The 20,438-nt window shown below is 71.1% G+C and carries 18 protein-coding genes; 10 read left to right on the plus strand and 8 right to left on the minus strand.

Annotated elements, in window-relative coordinates:
• The first annotated feature begins 15 nt into the window (after positions 1 to 15).
• Together ACFWV8_RS08290 and ACFWV8_RS08295 are read left to right on the plus strand one after the other, a co-directional pair.
• Positions 16 to 591, plus strand: coding sequence for a GNAT family N-acetyltransferase (locus ACFWV8_RS08290; protein ID WP_384198941.1), 576 nt, complete (start codon positions 16 to 18; stop codon positions 589 to 591).
• Positions 592 to 685: 94 nt separating this feature from the next.
• Positions 686 to 2,383 (plus strand): proline--tRNA ligase, encoded by a 1,698-nt coding sequence (locus tag ACFWV8_RS08295; RefSeq protein ID WP_384198942.1) that lies wholly within the window; start codon positions 686 to 688, stop codon positions 2,381 to 2,383.
• Positions 2,384 to 2,565: 182 nt separating this feature from the next.
• Here the strand turns inward: ACFWV8_RS08295 and ACFWV8_RS08300 are convergent, their stop codons facing one another.
• From ACFWV8_RS08300 to ACFWV8_RS08310, 3 genes are read right to left on the minus strand one after another with little or no spacing between them, the layout of a single operon-like run.
• Positions 2,566 to 3,462, minus strand: a complete 897-nt coding sequence (locus ACFWV8_RS08300; protein ID WP_384198943.1) for an aminoglycoside phosphotransferase family protein — start codon at positions 3,460 to 3,462, stop codon at positions 2,566 to 2,568.
• Between the two features lie 32 nt (positions 3,463 to 3,494).
• A complete protein-coding gene (locus ACFWV8_RS08305; protein ID WP_384198944.1) occupies positions 3,495 to 3,920 on the minus strand; it encodes a ferritin-like domain-containing protein in 426 nt (141 codons plus the stop codon).
• Positions 3,917 to 4,528 (minus strand): hypothetical protein, encoded by a 612-nt coding sequence (locus ACFWV8_RS08310; RefSeq protein ID WP_384198945.1) that lies wholly within the window; start codon positions 4,526 to 4,528, stop codon positions 3,917 to 3,919. Before ACFWV8_RS08310 ends, ACFWV8_RS08305 begins: the two co-directional genes overlap by 4 nt.
• 153 nt (positions 4,529 to 4,681) lie before the next feature.
• Here ACFWV8_RS08310 and rimP point away from each other — a divergent pair, with 153 nt between their 5' ends.
• The 8 genes from rimP (at position 4,682) to ACFWV8_RS08350 (ending at position 13,822) form a co-directional block, all read left to right on the plus strand.
• A complete protein-coding gene (gene rimP, locus ACFWV8_RS08315) occupies positions 4,682 to 5,179 on the plus strand; it encodes a ribosome maturation factor RimP (RefSeq protein WP_384198946.1) in 498 nt (165 codons plus the stop codon).
• A gap of 2 nt (positions 5,180 to 5,181) precedes the next feature.
• A complete protein-coding gene (gene nusA / locus ACFWV8_RS08320; RefSeq protein WP_384198947.1) occupies positions 5,182 to 6,234 on the plus strand; it encodes a transcription termination factor NusA in 1,053 nt (350 codons plus the stop codon).
• 465 nt (positions 6,235 to 6,699) lie between these two features.
• The gene (locus ACFWV8_RS08325) at positions 6,700 to 6,972 is read left to right on the plus strand and encodes a YlxR family protein (RefSeq protein ID WP_329392227.1); all 273 of its coding nucleotides are present in this window, start codon (positions 6,700 to 6,702) and stop codon (positions 6,970 to 6,972) included.
• 155 nt (positions 6,973 to 7,127) lie between these two features.
• Complete coding sequence (infB, locus tag ACFWV8_RS08330) at positions 7,128 to 10,259, plus strand: translation initiation factor IF-2 (RefSeq protein ID WP_329380850.1); 3,132 nt, start codon at positions 7,128 to 7,130, stop codon at positions 10,257 to 10,259.
• A gap of 207 nt (positions 10,260 to 10,466) precedes the next feature.
• A complete protein-coding gene (locus ACFWV8_RS08335) occupies positions 10,467 to 10,760 on the plus strand; it encodes a DUF503 domain-containing protein (protein ID WP_329380848.1) in 294 nt (97 codons plus the stop codon).
• 77 nt (positions 10,761 to 10,837) lie between these two features.
• On the plus strand, positions 10,838 to 11,380 hold the full coding sequence (gene rbfA, locus ACFWV8_RS08340; RefSeq protein ID WP_384198948.1) for a 30S ribosome-binding factor RbfA: 543 nt from the start codon (positions 10,838 to 10,840) through the stop codon (positions 11,378 to 11,380).
• Entirely contained in the window at positions 11,377 to 12,315 is a 939-nt protein-coding gene (truB, locus tag ACFWV8_RS08345) for a tRNA pseudouridine(55) synthase TruB (protein WP_329380844.1), read from the plus strand. Before rbfA ends, truB begins: the two co-directional genes overlap by 4 nt.
• Before the next feature lie 553 nt (positions 12,316 to 12,868).
• Positions 12,869 to 13,822: a bifunctional riboflavin kinase/FAD synthetase gene (locus ACFWV8_RS08350; protein WP_384198949.1), complete on the plus strand. Its 954-nt coding sequence runs from the start codon at positions 12,869 to 12,871 to the stop codon at positions 13,820 to 13,822.
• A gap of 78 nt (positions 13,823 to 13,900) precedes the next feature.
• Here ACFWV8_RS08350 and ACFWV8_RS08355 read toward each other — a convergent pair whose 3' ends face one another.
• From ACFWV8_RS08355 to ACFWV8_RS08375, 5 genes are all read right to left on the minus strand, one after another.
• Positions 13,901 to 14,914, minus strand: a complete 1,014-nt coding sequence (locus tag ACFWV8_RS08355; RefSeq protein WP_384198983.1) for an ABC transporter ATP-binding protein — start codon at positions 14,912 to 14,914, stop codon at positions 13,901 to 13,903.
• 227 nt (positions 14,915 to 15,141) lie between these two features.
• A complete protein-coding gene (locus tag ACFWV8_RS08360; RefSeq protein ID WP_384198950.1) occupies positions 15,142 to 16,185 on the minus strand; it encodes an ABC transporter ATP-binding protein in 1,044 nt (347 codons plus the stop codon).
• Positions 16,182 to 17,210, minus strand: a complete 1,029-nt coding sequence (locus ACFWV8_RS08365; RefSeq protein ID WP_384198951.1) for an ABC transporter permease — start codon at positions 17,208 to 17,210, stop codon at positions 16,182 to 16,184. The genes ACFWV8_RS08360 and ACFWV8_RS08365 overlap by 4 nt, the downstream gene beginning before the upstream one ends.
• A complete protein-coding gene (locus ACFWV8_RS08370) occupies positions 17,207 to 18,283 on the minus strand; it encodes an ABC transporter permease (RefSeq protein WP_384198952.1) in 1,077 nt (358 codons plus the stop codon). The genes ACFWV8_RS08365 and ACFWV8_RS08370 overlap by 4 nt, the downstream gene beginning before the upstream one ends.
• Positions 18,284 to 18,427: 144 nt before the next feature.
• A complete protein-coding gene (locus tag ACFWV8_RS08375) occupies positions 18,428 to 20,338 on the minus strand; it encodes an ABC transporter substrate-binding protein (RefSeq protein ID WP_384198953.1) in 1,911 nt (636 codons plus the stop codon).
• Between the last annotated feature and the right edge of the window lie 100 nt (positions 20,339 to 20,438).

A 20,438-nucleotide genomic window follows, 5' to 3' on the forward strand; every position in this document is an offset into this window, starting at 1 on the left:
AAGTAGGGTTCGGCCATGCCGAGCGTGCCGAGCTTTCCCGGGAGCGAACCCCAGATCCCCGACGTACGCGTAGGGCCGATCGATCTCGCCCCGCGCGTGGACGAGGCGCTGGCCGTTCAGAAGCTCGCCTTCGGGCTGAGCGAGGCCGAGATCGGCGTACGGCGCCAGATCGTCCTGCGCCACCTCGTGGCGCCCGGTGCGCGCGCCTACGGGGCGCTCACGGCGGAGAACCGGCTGGCCGGCTTCGTCTACGGCATGCCGAACGACCGCTCCCACTGGTGGTCCACGATCGTCGAGCCGTACTTGCGTGCCGGCGACCTCGACGGCTGGCTCGACGACTCCTTCGTCATCACCGAACTGCACGTCCACCCCGCCTTCCAAGGACACGGCATCGGGCGCGCTCTGATCACCACCATCACGGACGGCGCCCGGGAGCCCCGCTCGATCCTCTCCGCGATCGACACCGAGAGCCCCGCCCGCGGCCTCTACCGCTCCCTCGGCTACCAGGACCTGGCGCGCCAGGTCCGCTTCCCCAGCGCCGCCAAGCCGTACGCGGTGATGGGCGCCCCGCTGCCGCTGCGGCGGCGCTGAGCGCCCTGCGGGGCACCGTTACTGATTTCCGCCCGCCGGTGTGCCCCGGATAACCTCCTGGCAACACCCGAGAAGAAACGCAGGAGTGCTCCCCATGTCCCAGGTCCAGCGCATGTCCCGATTGATGGCCAAGACACTGCGCGACGACCCGGCGGACGCGGAGACCCTCAGCCACAAGCTTCTGGTCCGCGCCGGGTACGTGCGCCGCACCTCCGCCGGACTCTGGAGCTGGCTGCCCCTCGGTAAGAAGGTCCTCGACAACATCGCCCGCGTCGTACGCGAGGAGATGGACGCCATCGGGGCGCAGGAAGTACTGCTGCCCGCGCTGCTTCCCAAGGAGCCCTACGAGGCGAGCGGTCGCTGGGACGAGTACGGCGACCTCCTCTTCCGTCTCAAGGACCGCAAGGGCGGCGACTACCTGCTCGGCCCGACGCACGAGGAGATCTTCACCCTCGTCGTCAAGGACCAGTGCACGTCCTACAAGGACCTGCCGGTGATGCTCTACCAGATCCAGACGAAGTACCGCGACGAGGCGCGCCCCCGCTCCGGCGTGCTGCGCGGCCGCGAGTTCCAGATGAAGGACTCGTATTCCTTCGACACCACGGACGAGGGCCTCGCCGAGTCGTACGCGCTCCACCGAGCGGCGTACCAGAAGATCTTCGCGCGCCTGGGGCTCGACTACCGCATCGTCTCCGCCGTCTCCGGCGCCATGGGCGGCTCCGCCTCGGAGGAGTTCCTGGCCCCCGCCGCCGCCGGTGAGGACACGTTCGTCGACTGCCCCAACGGCGACTACGCCGCCAACACCGAGGCCGTCACCTTCACCACCGCCCCCGTCGACGGGTCGGCGCACGGGGCGCTGGAGGAGCTGGACACCCCCGAGACCCCCACCATCGAGACGCTGGCCGCGTTCCTGGACGTGCCGGCCTCCGCGACGCTGAAGAACCTTCTGGTGAAGGTCGACGGCGAGATCACCGCCGTCGGCGTCCCCGGCGACCGCGAGGTGGACCTCGGCAAGCTCGGCGAGCACCTGGCGCCCGCCGTGGTCGAGCTGGTGACGGCGGAGGACTTCGAGGGCCGGCCCGAGCTCGTACGCGGCTACGTCGGCCCCCAGGGGCTGAAGATCCGTTACATCGCCGACCCCCGCGTGGCGCCCGGTACCGCCTGGATCACCGGCGCGAACAAGGCCGGCACCCACGCGCGCAACGTCGTCTGCGGACGCGACTTCGAGGTCGACGACTACCTCGACGTCGTGGTCGTCGAGGAGGGCGACCCCTGCCCCGTGTGCGGCGCGGGGCTGAAGCTGGGGCGCGCCATCGAGATCGGTCACATCTTCCAGCTGGGCCGCAAGTACGCCGACACCTTCCAGCTCGACGTGCTCGGGCAGCAGGGCAAGCCGGTGCGGGTGACCATGGGGTCGTACGGCATCGGCGTCTCCCGCGCCGTCGCCGCGCTCGCCGAGCAGACCGCCGACGAGCAGGGTCTGTGCTGGCCCCGTGAGATCGCCCCGGCGGACGTGCACGTCGTCGCGGCGGGCAAGGCGCTCCAGACGGAGCTGGCGGTCGAAGTCGCCGAGCAGCTGGCGGCGGCGGGGCTGCGAGTGCTGGTCGACGAGCGTGCCGGCGTCTCGCCGGGTGTGAAGTTCACGGACGCGGAGCTGATCGGCGTTCCGCAGATCCTGGTGGCGGGGCGGCGCGCGGGCGACGGCGTGGTGGAGCTGAAGGACCGCCGCAGTGGCGAGCGCGAGGAGCTCACGGTCGCCGAGGCGGTCGCGCGTCTGACGGCCGCCGTCTGACGTCGCCGCCGCCCTTCGGTGGCGAGCAGTACGACGGCGTACGGGGCGGGCGGGCCGGTCCAGGTGACGGGCCCGACCGTCCCGTAGTCGCTCATCCCGCCCCGTGACCGGCCCTCCTGAGGAGGGAGGCACCGGTGCGGGCGCCGGGCGCTGCCACGTCCATCGAGACGGATCGCGCCCCGCTACAGCCAGCCGGCGAACTCCAGCAACAGTTCCCCGTCTTGGCGCCTTCCGGCCTCCAGCGCGCGGACGCCCGACTCCACCGCGCGGAAGAGCGTCCACCCACGCAGCCGCTCGCGGTCGATGTCCAGCGAGTCGGCCAGCTTGTTCACACGGCGCCGCGTCGCGGACGCGCCGGACGCCGCCGCGACCAGGTCCTCCACGCGGTCGCGGACCAGCCGCGCCAGGTCGTACGCGCGCTCACCCACCACGGGCACGGGGCCGACCGCGAGCCACGGCGCCCGGTCGCCCGAGAGCACCTTGCCCTGGCGGAACGCCCCGTGGAGCAGCATCAGCTCCGCCGGCCCGGCCGCGAGAAGCTCCTCACGCGCGTCGATGGCCGCCGTGACGAGCGGGACGACCTGCGGGTCGCTCGCCGCCCGCATCGCCGCCGCCTGTCGCGCCGTCCGCTCGGCGACCGTTTCGAAGCCGTGATCGGCGACGGGCTCGACCCACAACTTCCGCACCGTTCCCGCCGCTTCGAGCAGTGCCTTGGCCTCCGGCAGGGAGCGCAGCGAGGTCTCGGTGTGGAGCCGTTCAAGCAGCAGTTCGCCGTCGGAGCCCGAGATGAGCTCCACGGAGCCCCAGCCCTTCCAGTGCGTCAGCGCCGCCCGCTCCGGCCCCGGGGCCGCGAACGGCGGAGCCACCTTGAGCGCCGCTGGCGCCCCGTCGGGGCGCCGTACGAGCACCACGAGGCTGCTCCCGCCACCCGGCGCCACCACCCGCTCGACCGTCAACTCCCGCCGCTCCACCGCCTCCTGGGCGATCCCGGGCAGCCGCCCGAGCCACTCGCCGGCGACGGACTCCCCGTACGTCTCGCTCAGGGTGCGCACCAGCCGCCGCGGCGGTTCGAAAGCCATACGTGCCTAGATCCCTTTCGGAGCGAGCGGGCTCACAGCCGCTCGGCGAGCCCAGGAAAGGCTACGCCGCTGCCCCGCCAGCGCACCGCCCGGACCGCCGCCTCGCGCAGTGCCCCCGCGGCGTCCTGGCGCAGCGGCCCCTCGGCGGCCCGCACGAGGTCGGAGTAGACGCCCGCGATCCGGTCCTCCAACTCGGCGGCGAGGCTTACGGCGGCGGTCGAGTCAGGCACCTCGAAGGGCATGGCGTACGCGGCGGCGGCCGCCACCGGCTTGCCGCCGAGATCGCGCACCGTACGCGCGAGAGCGTCCCGCCGGGCCCGGTGCGCGTCGTACGCGTGAGTCGCCTCCGTGCGGCGTTCGTCGCCGACCCGGCCGCCGACGACGCCGTACCCGTACACCGCGGCGTGCTCTGCGGCGAGGGCGGCCTGGGCGGCGTCCAGCGCACCGTCACTGCTCACGAGGGGGATCCTTCCGTCAGCAGGTACGCGTGGGCGGCGCTGGCCGCGGCGAGCGAGGCCAGCAGGCGGGCGAGCTCGGGCGGGGCGTGGACCAGCGCGTCGGCGTGCGCGTCGGCGGCACGGCGCTCGGCCGCGGCCAGCGCCTTGACGGCGGTGACGGGATCGGCGGAGACGGACGGCGTGGCCCGGCCGTCTCCGGTGTCTCCGACGGCCGTCCCCGGCGACGGGGCGGATGACGGGGCGGCCGTCGGAGACACCGACACGGACCGGGTCGGTGACGGGGACGGCTTCGCCGACTCGTCCTTCTCAGGAGACCGAGGAGGCGGCGACAGCGCTGTCACATGCCGCGCCACAGCCCCCCGCAGCGGCGCCAACCGCGCCGCCTCATCAGGATGCCGCTCCATCACCGCGTCGTACTGCCGCAGGAGTTCGCGCCTCGTGCCCGCGGACTTCACGCGCAGTGCCTTGGCGGCGCGGACGGCCGCCGCGCTCGTCGTGCCGTCCGATCCGTCGCCGTCGTCACCACCCGAGCAGGCGGTCAGCAGACCCCCCGCCGCGGCCCCCGCCGCCAGGAGAGCACCCCGCCGTGTCGTCCCCGTGCGTCTCACGCGTGTCTCCCTCGGGCCTCGCAGTGATCACCGCAGGCGAGCGTACCTGCGGGTCAGCCGCAGGTGGACGGCAACACCCCCCGCGACCGGATACCCTTTGCCTGACACGCGACGATCCCACAACAGCACACACGCGGCCGAGGAGTCACCCGGATGAGCACCACCCACAGCGAGAGGCTGCGCGGACTGCTGGAACCGCTCGTCAGCGCGAAGGGCCTGGATCTCGAAGAGATCGAGCTGACCCGGGCGGGCAGGCGTCGTGTGCTGAGGATCGTGGTCGACTCCGACGACGGCGTGGATCTGGACGCGTGCGCCGAGCTGAGCCGCACCATCTCCACGACTCTCGACGAGACCGACGCGATGGGCGAGGACGAGTACCAGCTCGAAGTGACCTCCCCCGGAGCCGACCGCCCGCTGACCGAGCGCCGTCATTACGAACGCGCCGTCGGCCGTCTGGCGAAGATCCAGCTTCATGAGGGCGACGAATTCGTGGCCCGTGTCCTCGCGGTGGACGAGGCGGGACTCGACCTCGAAGTACCGGGCGTGAAGGGGCGCAAGCCGACCGCCCGCCGGGTCGAGTTCGCGTCGATCGCCAAGGCGCGCGTGGAGCTTGAGTTCAACCGCAAGGACAAGAAGGAAGAGGAGGCGTAGCCATGGACATCGACGTGAAGCTCCTGAAGGGCTTGGCACAAGAGAAGGAGATCCCTTTCGACCTGCTGGTCGAGGCGATCGAATCCGCCCTCCTCATCGCCTACCACCGCACCGAGGGAAGCCGCCGTCTCGCCCGCGTCGTCCTCAGCCGCGACAACGGTCATGTAACGGTCTGGGCCAAGGAGGACCCGTCGGAGCTGGAGGAGGGCCAGGAGCCGAAGGAGTTCGACGACACCCCGTCCGACTTCGGCCGTATCGCCGCCACGACGGCGCGGCAGGTCATCCAGCAGCGGCTGCGGGACGCCGAGAACGACGTCACGTTCGGTGAGTACGCGCGCCGTGAGGGCGATGTCGTCGCCGGCCAGGTCCAGCAGGGCAAGGACCCCCGCAACGTCCTGGTGCGGCTGGACGACAAGCTGGAGGCCATCCTCCCGGTGCAGGAGCAGGTGCCGGGCGAGGAGTACACGCACGGTCTGCGGCTGCGTACGTTCGTGGTCCGCGTCGCCAAGGGTGTACGGGGCCCCTCGGTGACCCTGTCGCGTACCCACCCCAACCTCGTGAAGAAGCTCTTCGAGCTGGAGGTCCCGGAGATCGCGGACGGCTCCGTGGAGATCTGCGCGATCGCCCGTGAGGCGGGCCACCGTACGAAGATCGCCGTACGGTCCACCCGCTCCGGTCTCAACCCCAAGGGCGCCTGCATCGGCCCCATGGGGGCGCGGGTGCGCAACGTGATGGCGGAACTGCACGGCGAGAAGATCGACATCGTCGACTGGTCGGACGACCCGGCCGAGATGGTCGCCAACGCCCTGTCGCCGGCCCGTGTCAGCAAGGTCGAGGTCGTCGACCTCGGCGCCCGCTCCGCGCGCGTGACGGTGCCGGACTACCAGTTGTCGCTGGCGATCGGCAAGGAAGGGCAGAACGCCCGCCTCGCCGCCCGCCTCACCGGCTGGCGCATCGACATCCGGCCCGACACGGAGCAGACCGACGGGGCGGACAGGGCGGGGGACAACGGCGCCGCCGCGGGCGGCCGGCCACCCCGCGGCGACCGGGGCTGACCCGGCGGCGGGACGAGGCCACCCGGGGCGTACGGGGCGGCGTACGGCGCCCCGTACGGGGCGGGAGTCCGCGACCCTCGCGACGTACGGGCGACGGAGCCCGGCGACGTACGGCACGGGGCACAGGGCGCGGAGCGCGGGGCGCAGGACAACGTGACGATCACCACGCCGACGATCACCACGGCGACAGATCGGTGGCTCGCACCGCACCGTCACCGCGCGCCAGCCGCCCCGTACCGGCCCCGTCACCGCCGGTGACCGCCCGCACCGCATCCGGCCATCGGCCGCCACCCGTCCCTACCGGCGGTGACGGCCCGCCGCCGTCGATCAGCTCCGCCCGGCGCCCGCGACCTGCGGCGACGTGCACCGGTGAACGGTGCGGAGATCAACCGAGCAATTTTGGCCAGCAAGCGTCCGACCGTCGCCCCAAAGGGGGGAGGTCGGCGCGGGGAGGTAGACTTGAGCATGTCTGGCCGGACGCACGCTCGCGCCTGCCCTGAGCGAACCTGCGTGGGATGCCGGGAGCGAGCGCCCAAGAACGATCTGCTGCGCATCGTGGAGGTCGAGGGTGCTTGCCTCCCTGATCCACGCGGTACGCTGCCCGGCCGGGGCGCGTATGTACACCCCGTCTCGTTCTGTCTCGATCAGGCGGTCCGCCGCCGGGCGTTTCCCCGGGCCTTCAGGGCCAAGGGACCGCTCGACAGCGCGGAACTGCGCCGACACATCGAGCAGGCGTAGATGCAAGAACACGTACGGCACGGAACCCCGTGCGAATCAGGTACCTCGCGAGTTGGAAGTAGGTCGAGATTGCGATGAGCACTCGATGAGTACGCGATGAGTACGCCCATGAAGTAGCGACGGTCCGGCGGTAACCCGGACCTAAAAGGAGCGAAGTGGCTAAGGTCCGGGTATACGAACTCGCCAAGGAGTTCGGCGTCGAGAGCAAGGTCGTCATGGCCAAGCTCCAAGAACTCGGTGAATTCGTCCGTTCGGCGTCCTCGACGATCGAGGCGCCGGTTGTACGTAAATTGACTGATGCTTTGCAGGGCCCCGGCGGCAACGCCGCGAAGCCCGCAGCGAAGCCCGGGGCGCCCCGTAAGGCGAGCCCCGCCAAGCCCGCCGCGCCCTCTCCGGCGCAGGCGGCACGTCCGGCTGCTCCCAAGCCCGGCGCCCCGGCCCCCAAGCCGGCCGCCGCCGAGGCCCCGCAGAGCGGCACACCTACCTCTCCGGCTCCGGCCGCGACGCCCGCCTCCGGCCCGCGTCCCGGTCCGAAGCCCCCGGCGTCGAAGCCCGCACCGTCTCCGGTGCCCGCGGCCGAGTTCTCGGCTCCGGCCCCGGCGGCGCCGCAGGCGCCCCAGGCCCCGCAGCCTCCGGCGGCCCCGCGTTCCGGTTCGGCCACCCCGGGGCCCCGCCCCACCGGTGGTCCTGCCGCCCGTCCGGCTCCGTCCGGCGGTCAGCGCGACGGCGGCCGTGACGGTGGCCGCGGCGGCGAGCGCCCCGCGCGTCCCGCGGGTCAGGGCGCCCGGCCGGGTGCCCGTCCGGCGGGTCCCCGTCCGGGCAACAACCCCTTCACCTCTGGTGGTTCCACCGGAATGGCGCGCCCGCAGGCGCCCCGTCCGGGTGGCGCCCCGCGTCCCGGCGGTGCCGGTGCGCCCGGTGGTCCGCGTCCGCAGGGCGCCGGTCAGGGCGGTCCCCGTCCGCAGGCCGGTGCCGGTGGCCAGGGCGGTCGCCCCAGCCCCGGCGGTATGCCGCGTCCGCAGTCCCCGCGTCCCGGCGGCGGCCCCGCCGGTAACCGTCCGAACCCGGGCATGATGCCGCAGCGTCCCGCCGCGGGCCCGCGTCCCGGCGGTGGCCCCGGCGGAGGCCGTGGTCCCGGTGGCGCCAACAGGCCCGCCGGTGGCGGCGGTGGCGGCGGCCGTCCCGGTGGCGGCGGCGGCTTCGCCGGCCGTCCCGGCGGTGGCGGTGGCGGCGGTGGCTTCGCCGGCCGTCCTGGTGGCGGCGGCGGTGCTCCGGGCCGTCCCGGTGGTGGCGGTTTCGGTGGCGGCGGTGGCCGTCCCGGTTTCGGCGGACGTCCGGGTGGTCCCGGCGGCCGCGGTGGCACACAGGGCGCGTTCGGCCGCCCCGGCGGACCGGCCCGTCGTGGCCGTAAGTCGAAGCGGCAGAGGCGCCAGGAGTACGAGGCCATGCAGGCCCCTTCGGTAGGCGGCGTGATGCTGCCGCGCGGCCAGGGCCAGGTTGTCCGGCTGTCGCGCGGTGCGTCTCTCACCGACTTCGCGGAGAAGATCAACGCCAACCCGGCGTCGCTCGTCGCCGTGATGATGAACCTCGGCGAGATGGTCACCGCCACGCAGTCCGTCTCCGACGACACCCTGCACGTGCTCGCCGGCGAGATGAACTACGTCGTCGAGATCGTCAGCCCGGAGGAGGAGGACCGCGAGCTTCTGGAGTCCTTCGACATCGAGTTCGGCGAGGACGAGGGCGGCGAGGAGTTCCTCGTCGCGCGTCCGCCGGTCGTGACCGTCATGGGTCACGTCGACCACGGTAAGACCCGGCTCCTCGACGCCATCCGCAAGACGAATGTCGTCGCGGGCGAGGCCGGCGGTATCACGCAGCACATCGGCGCGTACCAGGTCGCCACCGAGGTCAACGACGAAGAGCGCAGGATCACCTTCATCGACACCCCGGGTCACGAGGCGTTCACCGCCATGCGTGCCCGTGGTGCCAAGTCCACCGACATCGCGATCCTCGTGGTGGCGGCGAACGACGGTGTGATGCCCCAGACGATCGAGGCGCTGAACCACGCCAAGGCGGCCGACGTGCCGATCGTGGTCGCGGTCAACAAGATCGACGTCGAGGGCGCGGACCCGACCAAGGTGCGCGGTCAGCTGACCGAGTACGGCCTCGTGGCCGAGGAGTACGGCGGCGACACCATGTTCGTCGACATCTCCGCCAAGCAGGGTCTGCACATCGACAGCCTGCTGGAGGCCGTGGTCCTCACGGCGGACGCCTCGCTCGACCTCCGGGCCAACCCGGAACAGGACGCGCAGGGTATCGCCATCGAGGCGCACCTCGACCGCGGTCGTGGCGCCGTCGCCACCGTGCTCGTCCAGCGCGGCACGCTGCGCGTCGGTGACACGATGGTCGCCGGTGACGCGTACGGCCGTGTCCGGGCGATGCTCGACGACAACGGCAACAACGTCGAGGAAGCGGGTCCCGCGACCCCCGTCCTGGTCCTGGGACTCACCAACGTCCCTGGCGCCGGCGACAACTTCCTCGTCGTCGACGAGGACCGCACCGCGCGGCAGATCGCCGAGAAGCGGGCCGCTCGTGAGCGGAACGCGGCGTTCGCCCGCAAGGGCGTCCGGTTCTCCCTGGAGAACCTGGACGAGGCCCTCAAGGCCGGCCTGGTGCAGGAACTCAACCTCATCATCAAGGGCGACGCGTCCGGTTCGGTGGAGGCTCTCGAGTCCTCGCTGCTCCAGCTCGACGTCGGTGACGAGGTCGACATCCGGGTCCTGCACCGCGGCGTCGGTGCGGTCACGGAGTCCGACATCGACCTGGCGATGGGCTCCGACGCCATCGTCATCGGCTTCAACGTCCGCGCCGCCGGGCGTGCTTCGCAGATGGCCGACCGCGAGGGTGTCGACGTCCGCTACTACTCGGTGATCTACCAGGCCATCGAGGAGATCGAGGCGGCCCTCAAGGGCATGCTCAAGCCGGAGTACGAGGAGATCGAGCTCGGTACGGCGGAGATCCGCGAGGTCTTCCGTTCGTCCAAGCTCGGCAACATCGCGGGTGTTCTCATCCGGTCCGGCGAGGTCAAGCGCAACACCAAGGCCCGGCTCGTCCGCGACGGCAAGGTCATCGCGGAGGACCTCAACATCCAGGGTCTGCGCCGCTTCAAGGACGATGTCACCGAGATCCGCGAAGGCTTCGAGGGCGGTATCAACCTCGGAAACTTCAACGACATCAAGATCGACGACGTCATCGCGACGTACGAGATGCGCGAGAAGCCGCGCGGCTGACGTACACCGGTGGTGCCCACCACCGCGTGACCGACGTGTCGCACGGTGCCGATGCCGCCCGGGTTCTGCTCGGGCGGCATCGGCGGTCCGGGGCCGGTCGACGGTGCTTAATCCGTCGATCGGCCCCGGCCGTTCCGTGTACGGTTTATGTGCCCCTGCCAAGCGCTGGCGGGCCCGAACCCGTACCGGCGGGACATCCGGATACACATGTATGTGGGGACACTGTCCTTCGACCTGCTCCTCGGCGACGTACGGTCGTTGAAGGAGAAACGCTCGATCGTCCGGCCGATCGTCGCCGAACTCCAGAGGAAGTTCGGGGTGAGTGTGGCGGAGACCGGCGATCAGGATCTCTACCGCAGGGCCGAGATCGGTCTGGCGGTGGTGTCCGGGGACACGGGGCATCTGAGGGACGTTCTGGACCGGTGCGAGCGCATGGTCGCCGGCCGTCCGGAGGTGGAGCTGCTGTCCGTACGACGGCGGCTGCACGGAGACGACGACTGAGTCCTGCCACCCGGCGGGCGACGGTCGTTGCGGCAAGAGCAGCAGACAAGAAACCCAGAAGGAAGAGTGACGGACCGGTGACCGACAACGCGCGGGCCCGAAAGCTGGCCGACCGCATCCAGGTCGTGGTCGCGGAGACCCTGGACCGGCGTATCAAGGATCCGCGGCTGGGGTTCGTGACCATCACGGACGCCCGGGTCACCGGCGACCTGCGGGAGGCCACGGTCTTCTACACGGTCTACGGCGACGACGAGGAGCGCGCGGCGTCCGCCGCCGCCCTGGAGAGCGCCAAGGGCGTGCTGCGGTCCGAGGTGGGCCGTCAGACCGGCGTGCGATTCACGCCGACGCTGGCGTTCGTCCCCGACGCGCTGCCGGACAACGCCCGCACCATCGAGGACCTTCTCGACAAGGCGCGCGCCAAGGACGCGGAGGTGCGGGAGGTGTCGACCGGTAAGACCTACGCGGGCGACGCCGACCCTTACCGCAAGCCCGGCGACGAGGGCTACGAGGACGACGCCGAAGGCGGTTCGGAGGCCGGGGGCGGGGCGGATGCCGCGTCCGGCGCCGGTGCGGCCGGCCGCGGTGACGGCGACGACACGGACGGTGCCGCCGCTAAATGACACAGCAACTCCCCACGCCCGACGGCCTTGTCATCGTGGACAAGCCGTCGGGCTTCACTTCGCACGACGTCGTGGCCAAGATGCGCGGCATCGCCAAGACCCGCCGCGTCGGCCACGCCGGCACGCTGGACCCCATGGCGACGGGCGTCCTCGTCCTCGGCGTGGAGCGGGCCACCAAGCTGCTGGGGCATCTCGCCCTGACCGAGAAGGAGTACCTCGGCACGATCAGGCTGGGGCAGGACACCGTCACCGACGACGCGGAGGGCGAGACCACCTCGTCGACAGACGCGTCCGGGGTCACCCGCGAGGGAATCGACGCCGGGGTGGCCGCTCTCACCGGCGCGATCATGCAGGTGCCGTCCAAGGTCAGCGCGATCAAGATCGACGGGAAACGGTCGTACGCCCGCGTACGGGGCGGCGAGGACTTCGAGATCCCGGCGCGGCCGGTGACCGTCTCGTCGTTCAAGGTGTACGACGTCCGCGCCGACGTCGCGGAGGACGGTACCCCCGTGGTCGACCTGGTCGTGTCGGTCGTCTGCTCCTCCGGTACGTACATCCGCGCCCTCGCACGTGACCTCGGTGCCGGCCTCGGCGTCGGGGGGCATCTGACGGCGCTGCGCAGGACGCGGGTCGGTCCGTACGGCCTCGACGAGGCGAGGACGCTCGACCAGCATCAGGAGCGGCTGACGGTGATGCCGGTCGCGGACGCCGCCGCTTCGGCGTTTCCGCGCTGGGACGTGGACGAGAAGCGGGCGAAGCTGCTGCTCAACGGGGTGCGGCTGGACATGCCGGTGCGCCGGGACGGGGCGGCGAGGGCCGGCACCGGCTCAGGCCCCGGACCCGGCCCCGTGGCGGCGTTCGGGCCGGACGGGAGGCTCCTGGCGCTGGTGGAGGAACAGGGCGGCAAGGCGAAGAGCCTGGCGGTCTTCGGCTGAGGCGGGGCGGTCTTCCCCCAGGAGTGCCGTCGAGGCGGGGGCGTACGTACGGATCGTCGCCCACGGGTGGCGTCAGGCGCCGTGCCGGGTGGGTGCCGTTCGGGCGACCTGCACGGCGACCGAACGCTTCCATCTCCTGAATACGGTGCCGGAGTTGGCGATCGGCACGTGCGGCAGCGACGCGCTGAGGCTAGGTGTCGAAGCCTCGGGCGGGCGGGTGCTGGGCGCCGCGACGGGCACCGTACCGGGCGTCATCGGTACGGCGCCGCACACGGAACACCGCGCGGTCGGCCCCGCTCTCCTGCTGAGGGCGGGCGCACCGGCGCCTGGTCGGTCTTGCCCGTGAGAGGCGCCGGATTTGCCGCGCTCCTCGCGGCGTGGCCGGCCGATGACCCGTGGCAGTGGGCGGCGGTGATCGGGCGGAGGGGCCGCAAGTCCCCTGTGCCGATCGGTACCACGATGCCGATGCGGGTCAAAAGCCACGGGCATGGCAGTCTTAGACCTGCGTAAGAGGCATTCACGTACACGGGTTCGGGCGAGGAGAGCGGTCACAGTGCAGCGCTGGCGCGGCTTGGAGGACATCCCCGAGGACTGGGGACGCAGCGTCGTCACCATCGGCTCCTACGACGGCGTGCACCGCGGACACCAGCTGATCATCGGGCGCACCGTCGAGCGGGCGCGGGAGCTGGGGGTGCCCTCGGTGGTCGTGACGTTCGACCCGCACCCGAGCGAGGTCGTCAGGCCCGGCACCCATCCGCCGTTGCTCGCGCCGCACGACCGGCGCGGGGAGCTGATGGCCGAGCTGGGTGTGGACGCGGTGCTCGTGCTGCCGTTCACCACCGAATTCTCGAAGCTGACGCCCGCCGATTTCATCGTCAAGGTGCTGGTCGACAAGTTGCACGCGAGCGCCGTCATCGAGGGGCCGAACTTCCGCTTCGGCCACCGGGCCGCCGGCAACGTCGCCTTCCTGGCCGAGCTGGGTGCGACGTACGACTACGAGGTCGAGGTCATCGACCTGTACGTGAGCGGGGCGGCGGGTGGCGGCGAGCCCTTCTCGTCGACCCTGACCCGGCGGCTGGTCGCCGAGGGCGACGTCGCCGGAGCGGCCGAGATCCTGGGCAGGCCGCACCGCGTTGAAGGCGTGGTGGTGCGGGGCGCGCAACGTGGGCGCGACCTCGGCTACCCGACGGCCAACGTGGAGACGCTCCCGCACACCGCGATCCCGGCGGACGGCGTGTACGCGGGCTGGCTGACCGCCGACGGCGAGCGGATGCCGGCGGCGATCTCGGTCGGTACGAACCCGCAGTTCAACGGCACGGAGCGGACCGTGGAGGCGTACGCCATCGACCGGGTGGGGCTTGAGCTGTACGGGCTCCACGTCGCGGTGGACTTCCTGTCGTACGTACGGCCCCAGCGGACGTTCGACTCCATCGAGTCACTCCTCGATGCCATCGCCGACGACGTGAAGCGTTCGCGCGACCTCGTCGCCGCGTACGACGCTCGCTGACGAGACCTTCCCGCAGGCGCACCGCGCGGCCCCAACTCGGGCACCGTATTTCTGAGTTGGGGAGCCGCAGCGGGTCGCTCAGAGCACCTTTTCGCCCTCCGGGGCAGCAGTGGCTGCGGCGGCCCAGTGACAGGCGACCTGGGTCGCGGCGCCGCCCGTCAGTATCGGCAGTGTCTCCGTGCGGCACTTGGTGGCGACACCTGAGCGCTCCGCCTCGCCGGAGGCGAGGATCTGGCACCGTGCGTGGAATCGGCAGCCGCCCAGGATACGCGACGGGTCCGGCGGCTCGCCCGCCAGGACGACCGGTTGGACCCCGGACTCCGGCAGTACCGACAACAACGCCTGCGTGTACGGATGCCGGGGAGCCGTCAGCACCTGCTCGACCGGCCCCGTCTCGACGATCCGGCCCAGGTACATCACGGCGACCCGGTCGGCGATGTTCCAGGCGAGCCCGAGGTCGTGGGTCACGACCAGGGCGGACAGCCCGAGTTCGTCGCGGAGCGACAGCAGCAGCGCCAGGATCTCGCCCCGTACGGAGGCGTCGAGCGACGCCACGGGCTCGTCGGCGACGATCAGTTCGGGCTTCAGCACGAGCGCGCCGGCGATGACGACTCGCTGACGCTGGCCGCCCGACAGCTCGTGCGGATACCGCAGGAAGAACCGCTCCGGCGGGCGGAGCCCGGCACGGGACAGTGCCTCGGCGACGGCCTCGCGTTCGTTGCCCCGGTACCGGTGGATGCGCAGGCCCTCGGCCACCGCGTCGTACACGGTGTGCCGCGGGTTCAGCGAGCCGCTCGGATCCTGGAGCACCAGTTGGACGCGCTTGCGATACGCCTTGAGGGCGGCGGACTGGTAGCCGAGAGGTACGCCGCCGAAAGTGATGGAGCCCGTCGTCGGCGGCACCAGGCCGAGCAGCGTCCGCGCGAGCGTGGTCTTGCCACAGCCCGATTCGCCGACCAGGGCGACGATCTCGCCGCCGCCGATGTCGAGATCGACACCGTCGACGGCGTGCGCCGCCGGGGCGCCGCGCCCCCCGGGGAACGTGACATGCAGCCCCGTGGCCGAGAGCAGAGGCGTGGGCGTGGTGGTCATGACTGGCTCCTGAGGCGTGGCCGTCCTGCGGCCGTACGAGCGAGACGGTGCGGGCCCGATGCGCCGTACGGTGCCGCCGACGTGGGCGCGGACGCGCGTGGCTCCGGTGACGGGGCGCCTGGCGTCGGCCACGCCCCGGGCGGGCGTTACGTGGCCGTCCACGGCGTCGTAACGCGGCGCCGTACGGGGGAACTGCCCGGCGGGCGCCTCGTCGGGGCGTACGGACGTCATGGGCGCGGCTCCGTGGACGTCACCGACACCTGTGCCGGTACGGCGGCGCCCACGTGTACGCAGGCCGCGTGGCGACCCGGTCCCGCCTCCCGCAGCGACTGGTCCTCCCGCGCGCACTCGTCCAGGGCGACGGGGCAGCGCGGGTGGAACGTACAGCCCGACGGCAGAGCCGAAGGATCCGGCGGATCACCCGGCAGACCGCGCGGCGCGCGCCGCGAGGCGGGATCCCCGATCCGGGGGAACGCCGCGGAGAGCGCGCGGCTGTACGGGTGCTCGGCGGCGTCGTACACCGACTTCGCCGGCCCTTCCTCGACGATCCGGCCCGCGTACATCACGGCGAGCCGGTCACAGGTGTCGGAGAGCACCGCGAGGTCGTGACTGATCATCAGCAGGCTGATGTCCTGCTCGGCGACCAACTGCTCGATAAGTCGCAGGATTTGGGCCTGGATCATCACGTCGAGCGCGGTCGTCGGCTCGTCCGCGACGATGAGCCGGGGGTCGCAGGCCAGCGCCATCGCGATCATCACGCGCTGCCGCTGTCCGCCGGACAGCTCGTGCGGATAGGCGTCGGCGCGGGCGGCGGGCAGACCGACCTGCTCCAGCAGTTCCCCGGTGCGCCTGCGGGCGGCGGTGGGCGTCGCGCCGCGGTGCAGCAGCACCGGTTCGGCGATCTGGTCGCCGACCCGGTGGACGGCGTTGAGCGAGTGCATGGCGCCCTGGAAGACGATCGAGGCCCCGGCCCAGCGCACCGCGCGCAGCTGGCCCCACTTCATGGTGAGCACGTCCTCGCCGTCGAGCAGCACGTGCCCCGTCAGTTTCGCGGTGGCGGGCAGCAGCCGGAGCAGGGCCAGCGCCAGGGTGGACTTGCCGCAGCCGGACTCGCCCGCGATGCCGAGCTTGCGGCCCGATTCGAGGACAAGATCGACGCCCCGTACGGCGGGGACGGCGGAGGGCCCCGTACCGTACGTCACCCGCAGATCCTTGATCTCAAGGAGGCTCGACGCCGCCTTCGGAGGCTCCGCGTTCGGTGTTTCGGTCAACGTGACACCCCAAGCTTCGGGTTGAGCACGGCCTCGATCGCACGGCCGCAGAGCGTGAAGGCGAGCGCGACGACCGCGATCGCGATGCCGGGAGGCGCCAGATACCACCAGTGCCCCGACGAGACAGCGCCCGCCTCCCGGGCGTCCTGGAGCATGCCGCCCCAGGAGACGACCGACGGATCGCCGAGTCCGAGGAAAGCGAGCGTGGCCTCCGTCAGGATCGCGGTGGAGATTCCGAGCGTGGTCTGGGCGAGGACCAGCGGCATGACGTTGGGCAGTACGTGGCGCGTCATGACGTGGCCGTGCCCGCCGCCCAGAGCCCGCGCCCTTTCGATGTACGCGCGCGACTCGATGGCGATGGTCTGCGCCCGCACCAGGCGCGCCGTCGTCGGCCACGAGGTCACCCCGATCGCCAGGATCACCGTCCAGATGCTGCGCGACATCACCGTCGCCAGCACGATCGCCAGCACCAGCGCGGGCATCACCAGGAACCAGTCGGTGATCCGCATGACCACCGTCGCGAACCAGCCGCCGAAGTGCCCGGCGACGATGCCGACGAGGGTGCCGATCGCCACCGACAGCGCGGCGGCGAGCAGCCCGACGATCAGGGAGATACGCGCGCCCCAGATCAGCAGGCCGAGGAGCGACCGGCCGAACTGGTCCGTACCGAGCGGGAATTCACCGCTCGGGCTCTCCAGCGCTGTCCCCGGCGCGTCGGTGACGCTCTGTACGTCGCCGATGAACAGCGGCGACGTCAGCGCGATCAGGGCGATGACCGCGAGGCCAGCGAGACCGATGAGGCCGGCGCGGTGCGTACGGTACTGGCGCCAGAAGCGCGACACGGAGGCGCGGCGCCGCGCCCACGCGAGCGACGAGGCGGACGGGGCCTCGGCCTTCCTCGCCGCCTCCTCGGGCGTGCCCGACGTCCGTGGCCGCCCCGTCTCCGCCGACGACTCCGAAAGACCCGAGGGCTCCGCCGAGTCCTCGGATTCCGGCGGATTCGGCGGCGTCTTGTCGATGGTCATCGGCCCACCCGGGGATCGAGCAGCGGATAAAGCAGGTCGGCCAGGAGGTTCATCAGGATCATCGCTCCCGCGAAGACCACGAACAGCCCCTGTACGAGGGGCAGATCAGGCACGCTCAGCGCCTGGTAGAAGAGCCCGCCGAGGCCCGGCCACGAGAAAACCGTCTCGACGAGGATCGAACCGGCGGCTACGTGGCCCAAGTTGATGAAAACCATCGTGACCGTCGGCAGCATCGCGTTCGGCACGGCATGCCTGCGCCGTACGAGATCGTCCCGCAGCCCCTTCGCCCGCGCCGTCGTCAGATAGTCGCTGCCCATCTCGTCCAGCAGCGACGAGCGCATCACCAGCAGCGTCTGCGCGTAGCCGACCGCCACCAGTGTCACCACCGGCAGCACCATGTGGTGCGCCACGTCGAGGACATGCGCGAATCCGGTCTCGTTGCCCGACTCCATCCCCCCGCTGGGGAACATCCCGGGAATCGGTCCGATGCCCACTGAGAACACGATGATCAGCAGCAGCCCCAGCCAGAACGCAGGCACGGACCACAGCGTCAGCGCGACACCGGTGTTGATCCGGTCACCGAGGCCGCCGTGGCGCCACGCGGAGCGCGTACCGAGCCACAGCCCGAGCGTCGAGTAGATCAGCACCGCGACGCCCGTCAGCAGCAGCGTCGCGGGCAGCTTCTCGGCGATCAGCTCGCCGACGGGGGCGTGGAACTGGTACGACGTCCCCAGATCCCCCGTCAGCGCCTTCGCGCAGTACTCCGTGAACTGCTGCCACACCGGCAGATCGAGTCCGAACTGCCTGCGCAGCGTGGCCATCTGCTCCACCGACGTCGGCTTGCCATGGGTCATGGCCTTGACCGGGTCGCCGGGGATGATCCGGAACAGGAAGAAACTGGTGACGAGGATGGCGAACAGCGAGACGGCCGCGCCGCCCAACTTGCCCGCCACGTACAGCAGATAGCCGGTCCTGTAGCCCGTGGCGCGGGCGCGGGAGCCGTCGGACGGCCCGGTCTTCACCGGGTCGTCGACGGCGTCCCGCACCACACCGGGAGTGCTTGCGGTGCTCATACGGTGTCTTTCCGGGGAAGCCTCCCGGACCCCCTGATCGCGGTCGTGTACGCGGTCGTGCGCGCGCTTCTGGTCGCGCTTGTGGTCACATTCCCGGCCCCGTGCCCGGCTGTTGACCGGGCACGGGAAGGGACGCCGGCCGTTCTATTCACGGTCCTCGGCGGTGGAGCGGCGCCGGATCGCGAAGAAGAGCCCGAGCGCCACCACGACCACCACGGCCGCGCCGATCCCGACCATCGTGCCCGTCGACGAGCCGCTCTCCGAGCTCGCCTCGCCGCTCCCGTCGGCCGGTACGGCGGACCACCAGCTCCAGTAACCGTCCTGGCCCCAGAGATTGCCCGCGGCCTCGGGCATGGTCGTGATGGACTTGATCTGGTCCGTACGGTACGCCTCGACGGCGTTCGGATAGGCCATGACGTTCATGTACCCGGTGTCGTAGAGCCGGGACTGCATCTGCTTCACGAGGTCGGTGCGCTTGGCCGCGTCGTACTCGACCGCCTGCTTCGCGTACAGCTCGTCGAACTGCTTGTCACAGATGAAGTTGTCCGTCGCACCGGTGTCCTCCGCCGTGGCGGGCAGGGCGGCGCAGGTGTGGATGGAGAGGACGAAGTCCGGGTCCGGGTTCACCGACCAACCGTCGAACGCGAGGTCGTAGTTGCCCGCGAGCCACGGGTCGGAGACGTTGTCCAGACACTCGACCTTGAGGCCGATCCCGAGCTCCCCCCACCACTCCTGGAGGTACTTGCCGATTGCCTTGTCGTTCGGGTCGGTCGCGTGGCAGAGGATGCGGAAGTTCAGCGGCTTGCCGTCCTTGCCGACGCGCTTGCCGCCGCTGTTCTTCTTGTAGCCCGCCTTGTCGAGGAGTGCCGCGGCCTTCGCCGGGTCGTAGTCGATCGTCTGGCTGCCCGAGGGCTGCCAGAAGTACGAGTCGAAGCGCGGCGGGATGTAGCCCTGCCCCTCCACCGCGTTGCCCTGGAAGACCTTGTCGACGATCGTCTTGCGGTCGACGGCGTGGAACAGCGCCTTACGGACGTTCTGGTCGAGAAGTGCCTTGTGGCCGTTGCCGAAGCTCTTGCCGTCCTTGGCCTTCGCGCCCGGGTTGGTGGCGAGGGCGAAGAAGCGCCGCCCGGGGGCGTTGTTGACCTTGATGTTGTCGGCGCTGCCCAGCGCGGCGGCCTGGGCCGGCGTGAGACCGGAGACGAACGAGACCTCACCTTTCTGGAGGGCGGCGACTGCGGCGTCCTTGTCCTTGTAGTACCTGAAGACCAGCTCGTCGAACTTCGGAGCACCGCGCCAGAAGTCCTTGTTCGGCTTCAGCCGGATGTACTGGTCGACCTTGAAGTCCTCAATGACGTAGGGGCCGTTGCCCACGATCGGGAACTTCTTGTCGTTGTTGAACTTGGCGAAGTCGTCGACCTTTTCCCAGATGTGCTTGGGCACGATCGGCACGTCGAGCGCCGTCATGGTGGCCTGAGGCTTCTTGAGCTCGATGACGAGCTGTGTGGCGTCGGGTGCGGTGACCTTCTTGAAGTTCGAGGTGAAGTTGCCGTTCGCCGTGGCGGCGTCCGGGTCCGTCATCATCTTGTTGAAGGTCCAGGCCGCGTCCTTGGCGGTGGCCGGCTTGCCGTCGGACCACTTGGAGTCGGAACGGATGGTGAACGTCCACGTCAACTTGTCCGCCGACGATGCCCACTTGGTGGCGAAGCCCGGGATGGGGTGGGCGTCCTTGGGGTCGTAGTTGGTCAGGAACTCGTTCGTCAGCCGGAAGATGCTCGTCGCCACGAGCGTCTGCGCCAGGAACGGGCTCAGCGAGTCGATGCTCTGGTCCACGGCGACCGTGAGGACCTTCTTGCCGTCCGCCGCCGCCGGGGCAGCCTGGGGCGCGGTTACCGGCGCCGCCTGGGCCTGCGGCGTCGCGGGCAGCAGCGGACTGAGCGGGATCACAGAACCGGCCACCATCGCAGTGGCAGCGGCACCAGAGGCCAGGAAGTGACGGAATCGGGAGCGTTGCCGGGTGGGCTGCCGCGTCGTACGCGGTGGAATCCTTGTGACCATGGGTCGTGACCTCGCGTCATCACTCGCACGGAGAAACAGAGAAGCAGGGAAGCGGACCAACAGAGAAGCCGAAAAACAGACCACGCGGCGAAGCAGGAAA

This window comes from Streptomyces sp. NPDC058665, from assembly GCF_042714995.1.
Lineage (GTDB): Bacteria > Actinomycetota > Actinomycetes > Streptomycetales > Streptomycetaceae > Streptomyces.

Excerpts from the sequence above, each read along its gene's own strand:
- ACFWV8_RS08290 (WP_384198941.1), top strand. The coding sequence starts at position 16 with ATGCCGAGCGTGCCGAGCTTTCCCGGGAGCGAACCCCAGATCCCCGAC.
- ACFWV8_RS08295 (WP_384198942.1), top strand. The coding sequence starts at position 686 with ATGTCCCAGGTCCAGCGCATGTCCCGATTGATGGCCAAGACACTGCGC.
- ACFWV8_RS08300 (WP_384198943.1), bottom strand. The coding sequence starts at position 3,462 with ATGGCTTTCGAACCGCCGCGGCGGCTGGTGCGCACCCTGAGCGAGACG.
- rimP (WP_384198946.1), top strand. The coding sequence starts at position 4,682 with ATGAGCACCACCCACAGCGAGAGGCTGCGCGGACTGCTGGAACCGCTC.
- nusA (WP_384198947.1), top strand. The coding sequence starts at position 5,182 with ATGGACATCGACGTGAAGCTCCTGAAGGGCTTGGCACAAGAGAAGGAG.
- ACFWV8_RS08325 (WP_329392227.1), top strand. The coding sequence starts at position 6,700 with ATGTCTGGCCGGACGCACGCTCGCGCCTGCCCTGAGCGAACCTGCGTG.
- ACFWV8_RS08335 (WP_329380848.1), top strand. The coding sequence starts at position 10,467 with ATGTATGTGGGGACACTGTCCTTCGACCTGCTCCTCGGCGACGTACGG.
- truB (WP_329380844.1), top strand. The coding sequence starts at position 11,377 with ATGACACAGCAACTCCCCACGCCCGACGGCCTTGTCATCGTGGACAAG.
- ACFWV8_RS08355 (WP_384198983.1), bottom strand. The coding sequence starts at position 14,914 with ATGACCACCACGCCCACGCCTCTGCTCTCGGCCACGGGGCTGCATGTC.
- ACFWV8_RS08365 (WP_384198951.1), bottom strand. The coding sequence starts at position 17,210 with ATGACCATCGACAAGACGCCGCCGAATCCGCCGGAATCCGAGGACTCG.
- ACFWV8_RS08370 (WP_384198952.1), bottom strand. The coding sequence starts at position 18,283 with ATGAGCACCGCAAGCACTCCCGGTGTGGTGCGGGACGCCGTCGACGAC.
- ACFWV8_RS08375 (WP_384198953.1), bottom strand. The coding sequence starts at position 20,338 with ATGGTCACAAGGATTCCACCGCGTACGACGCGGCAGCCCACCCGGCAA.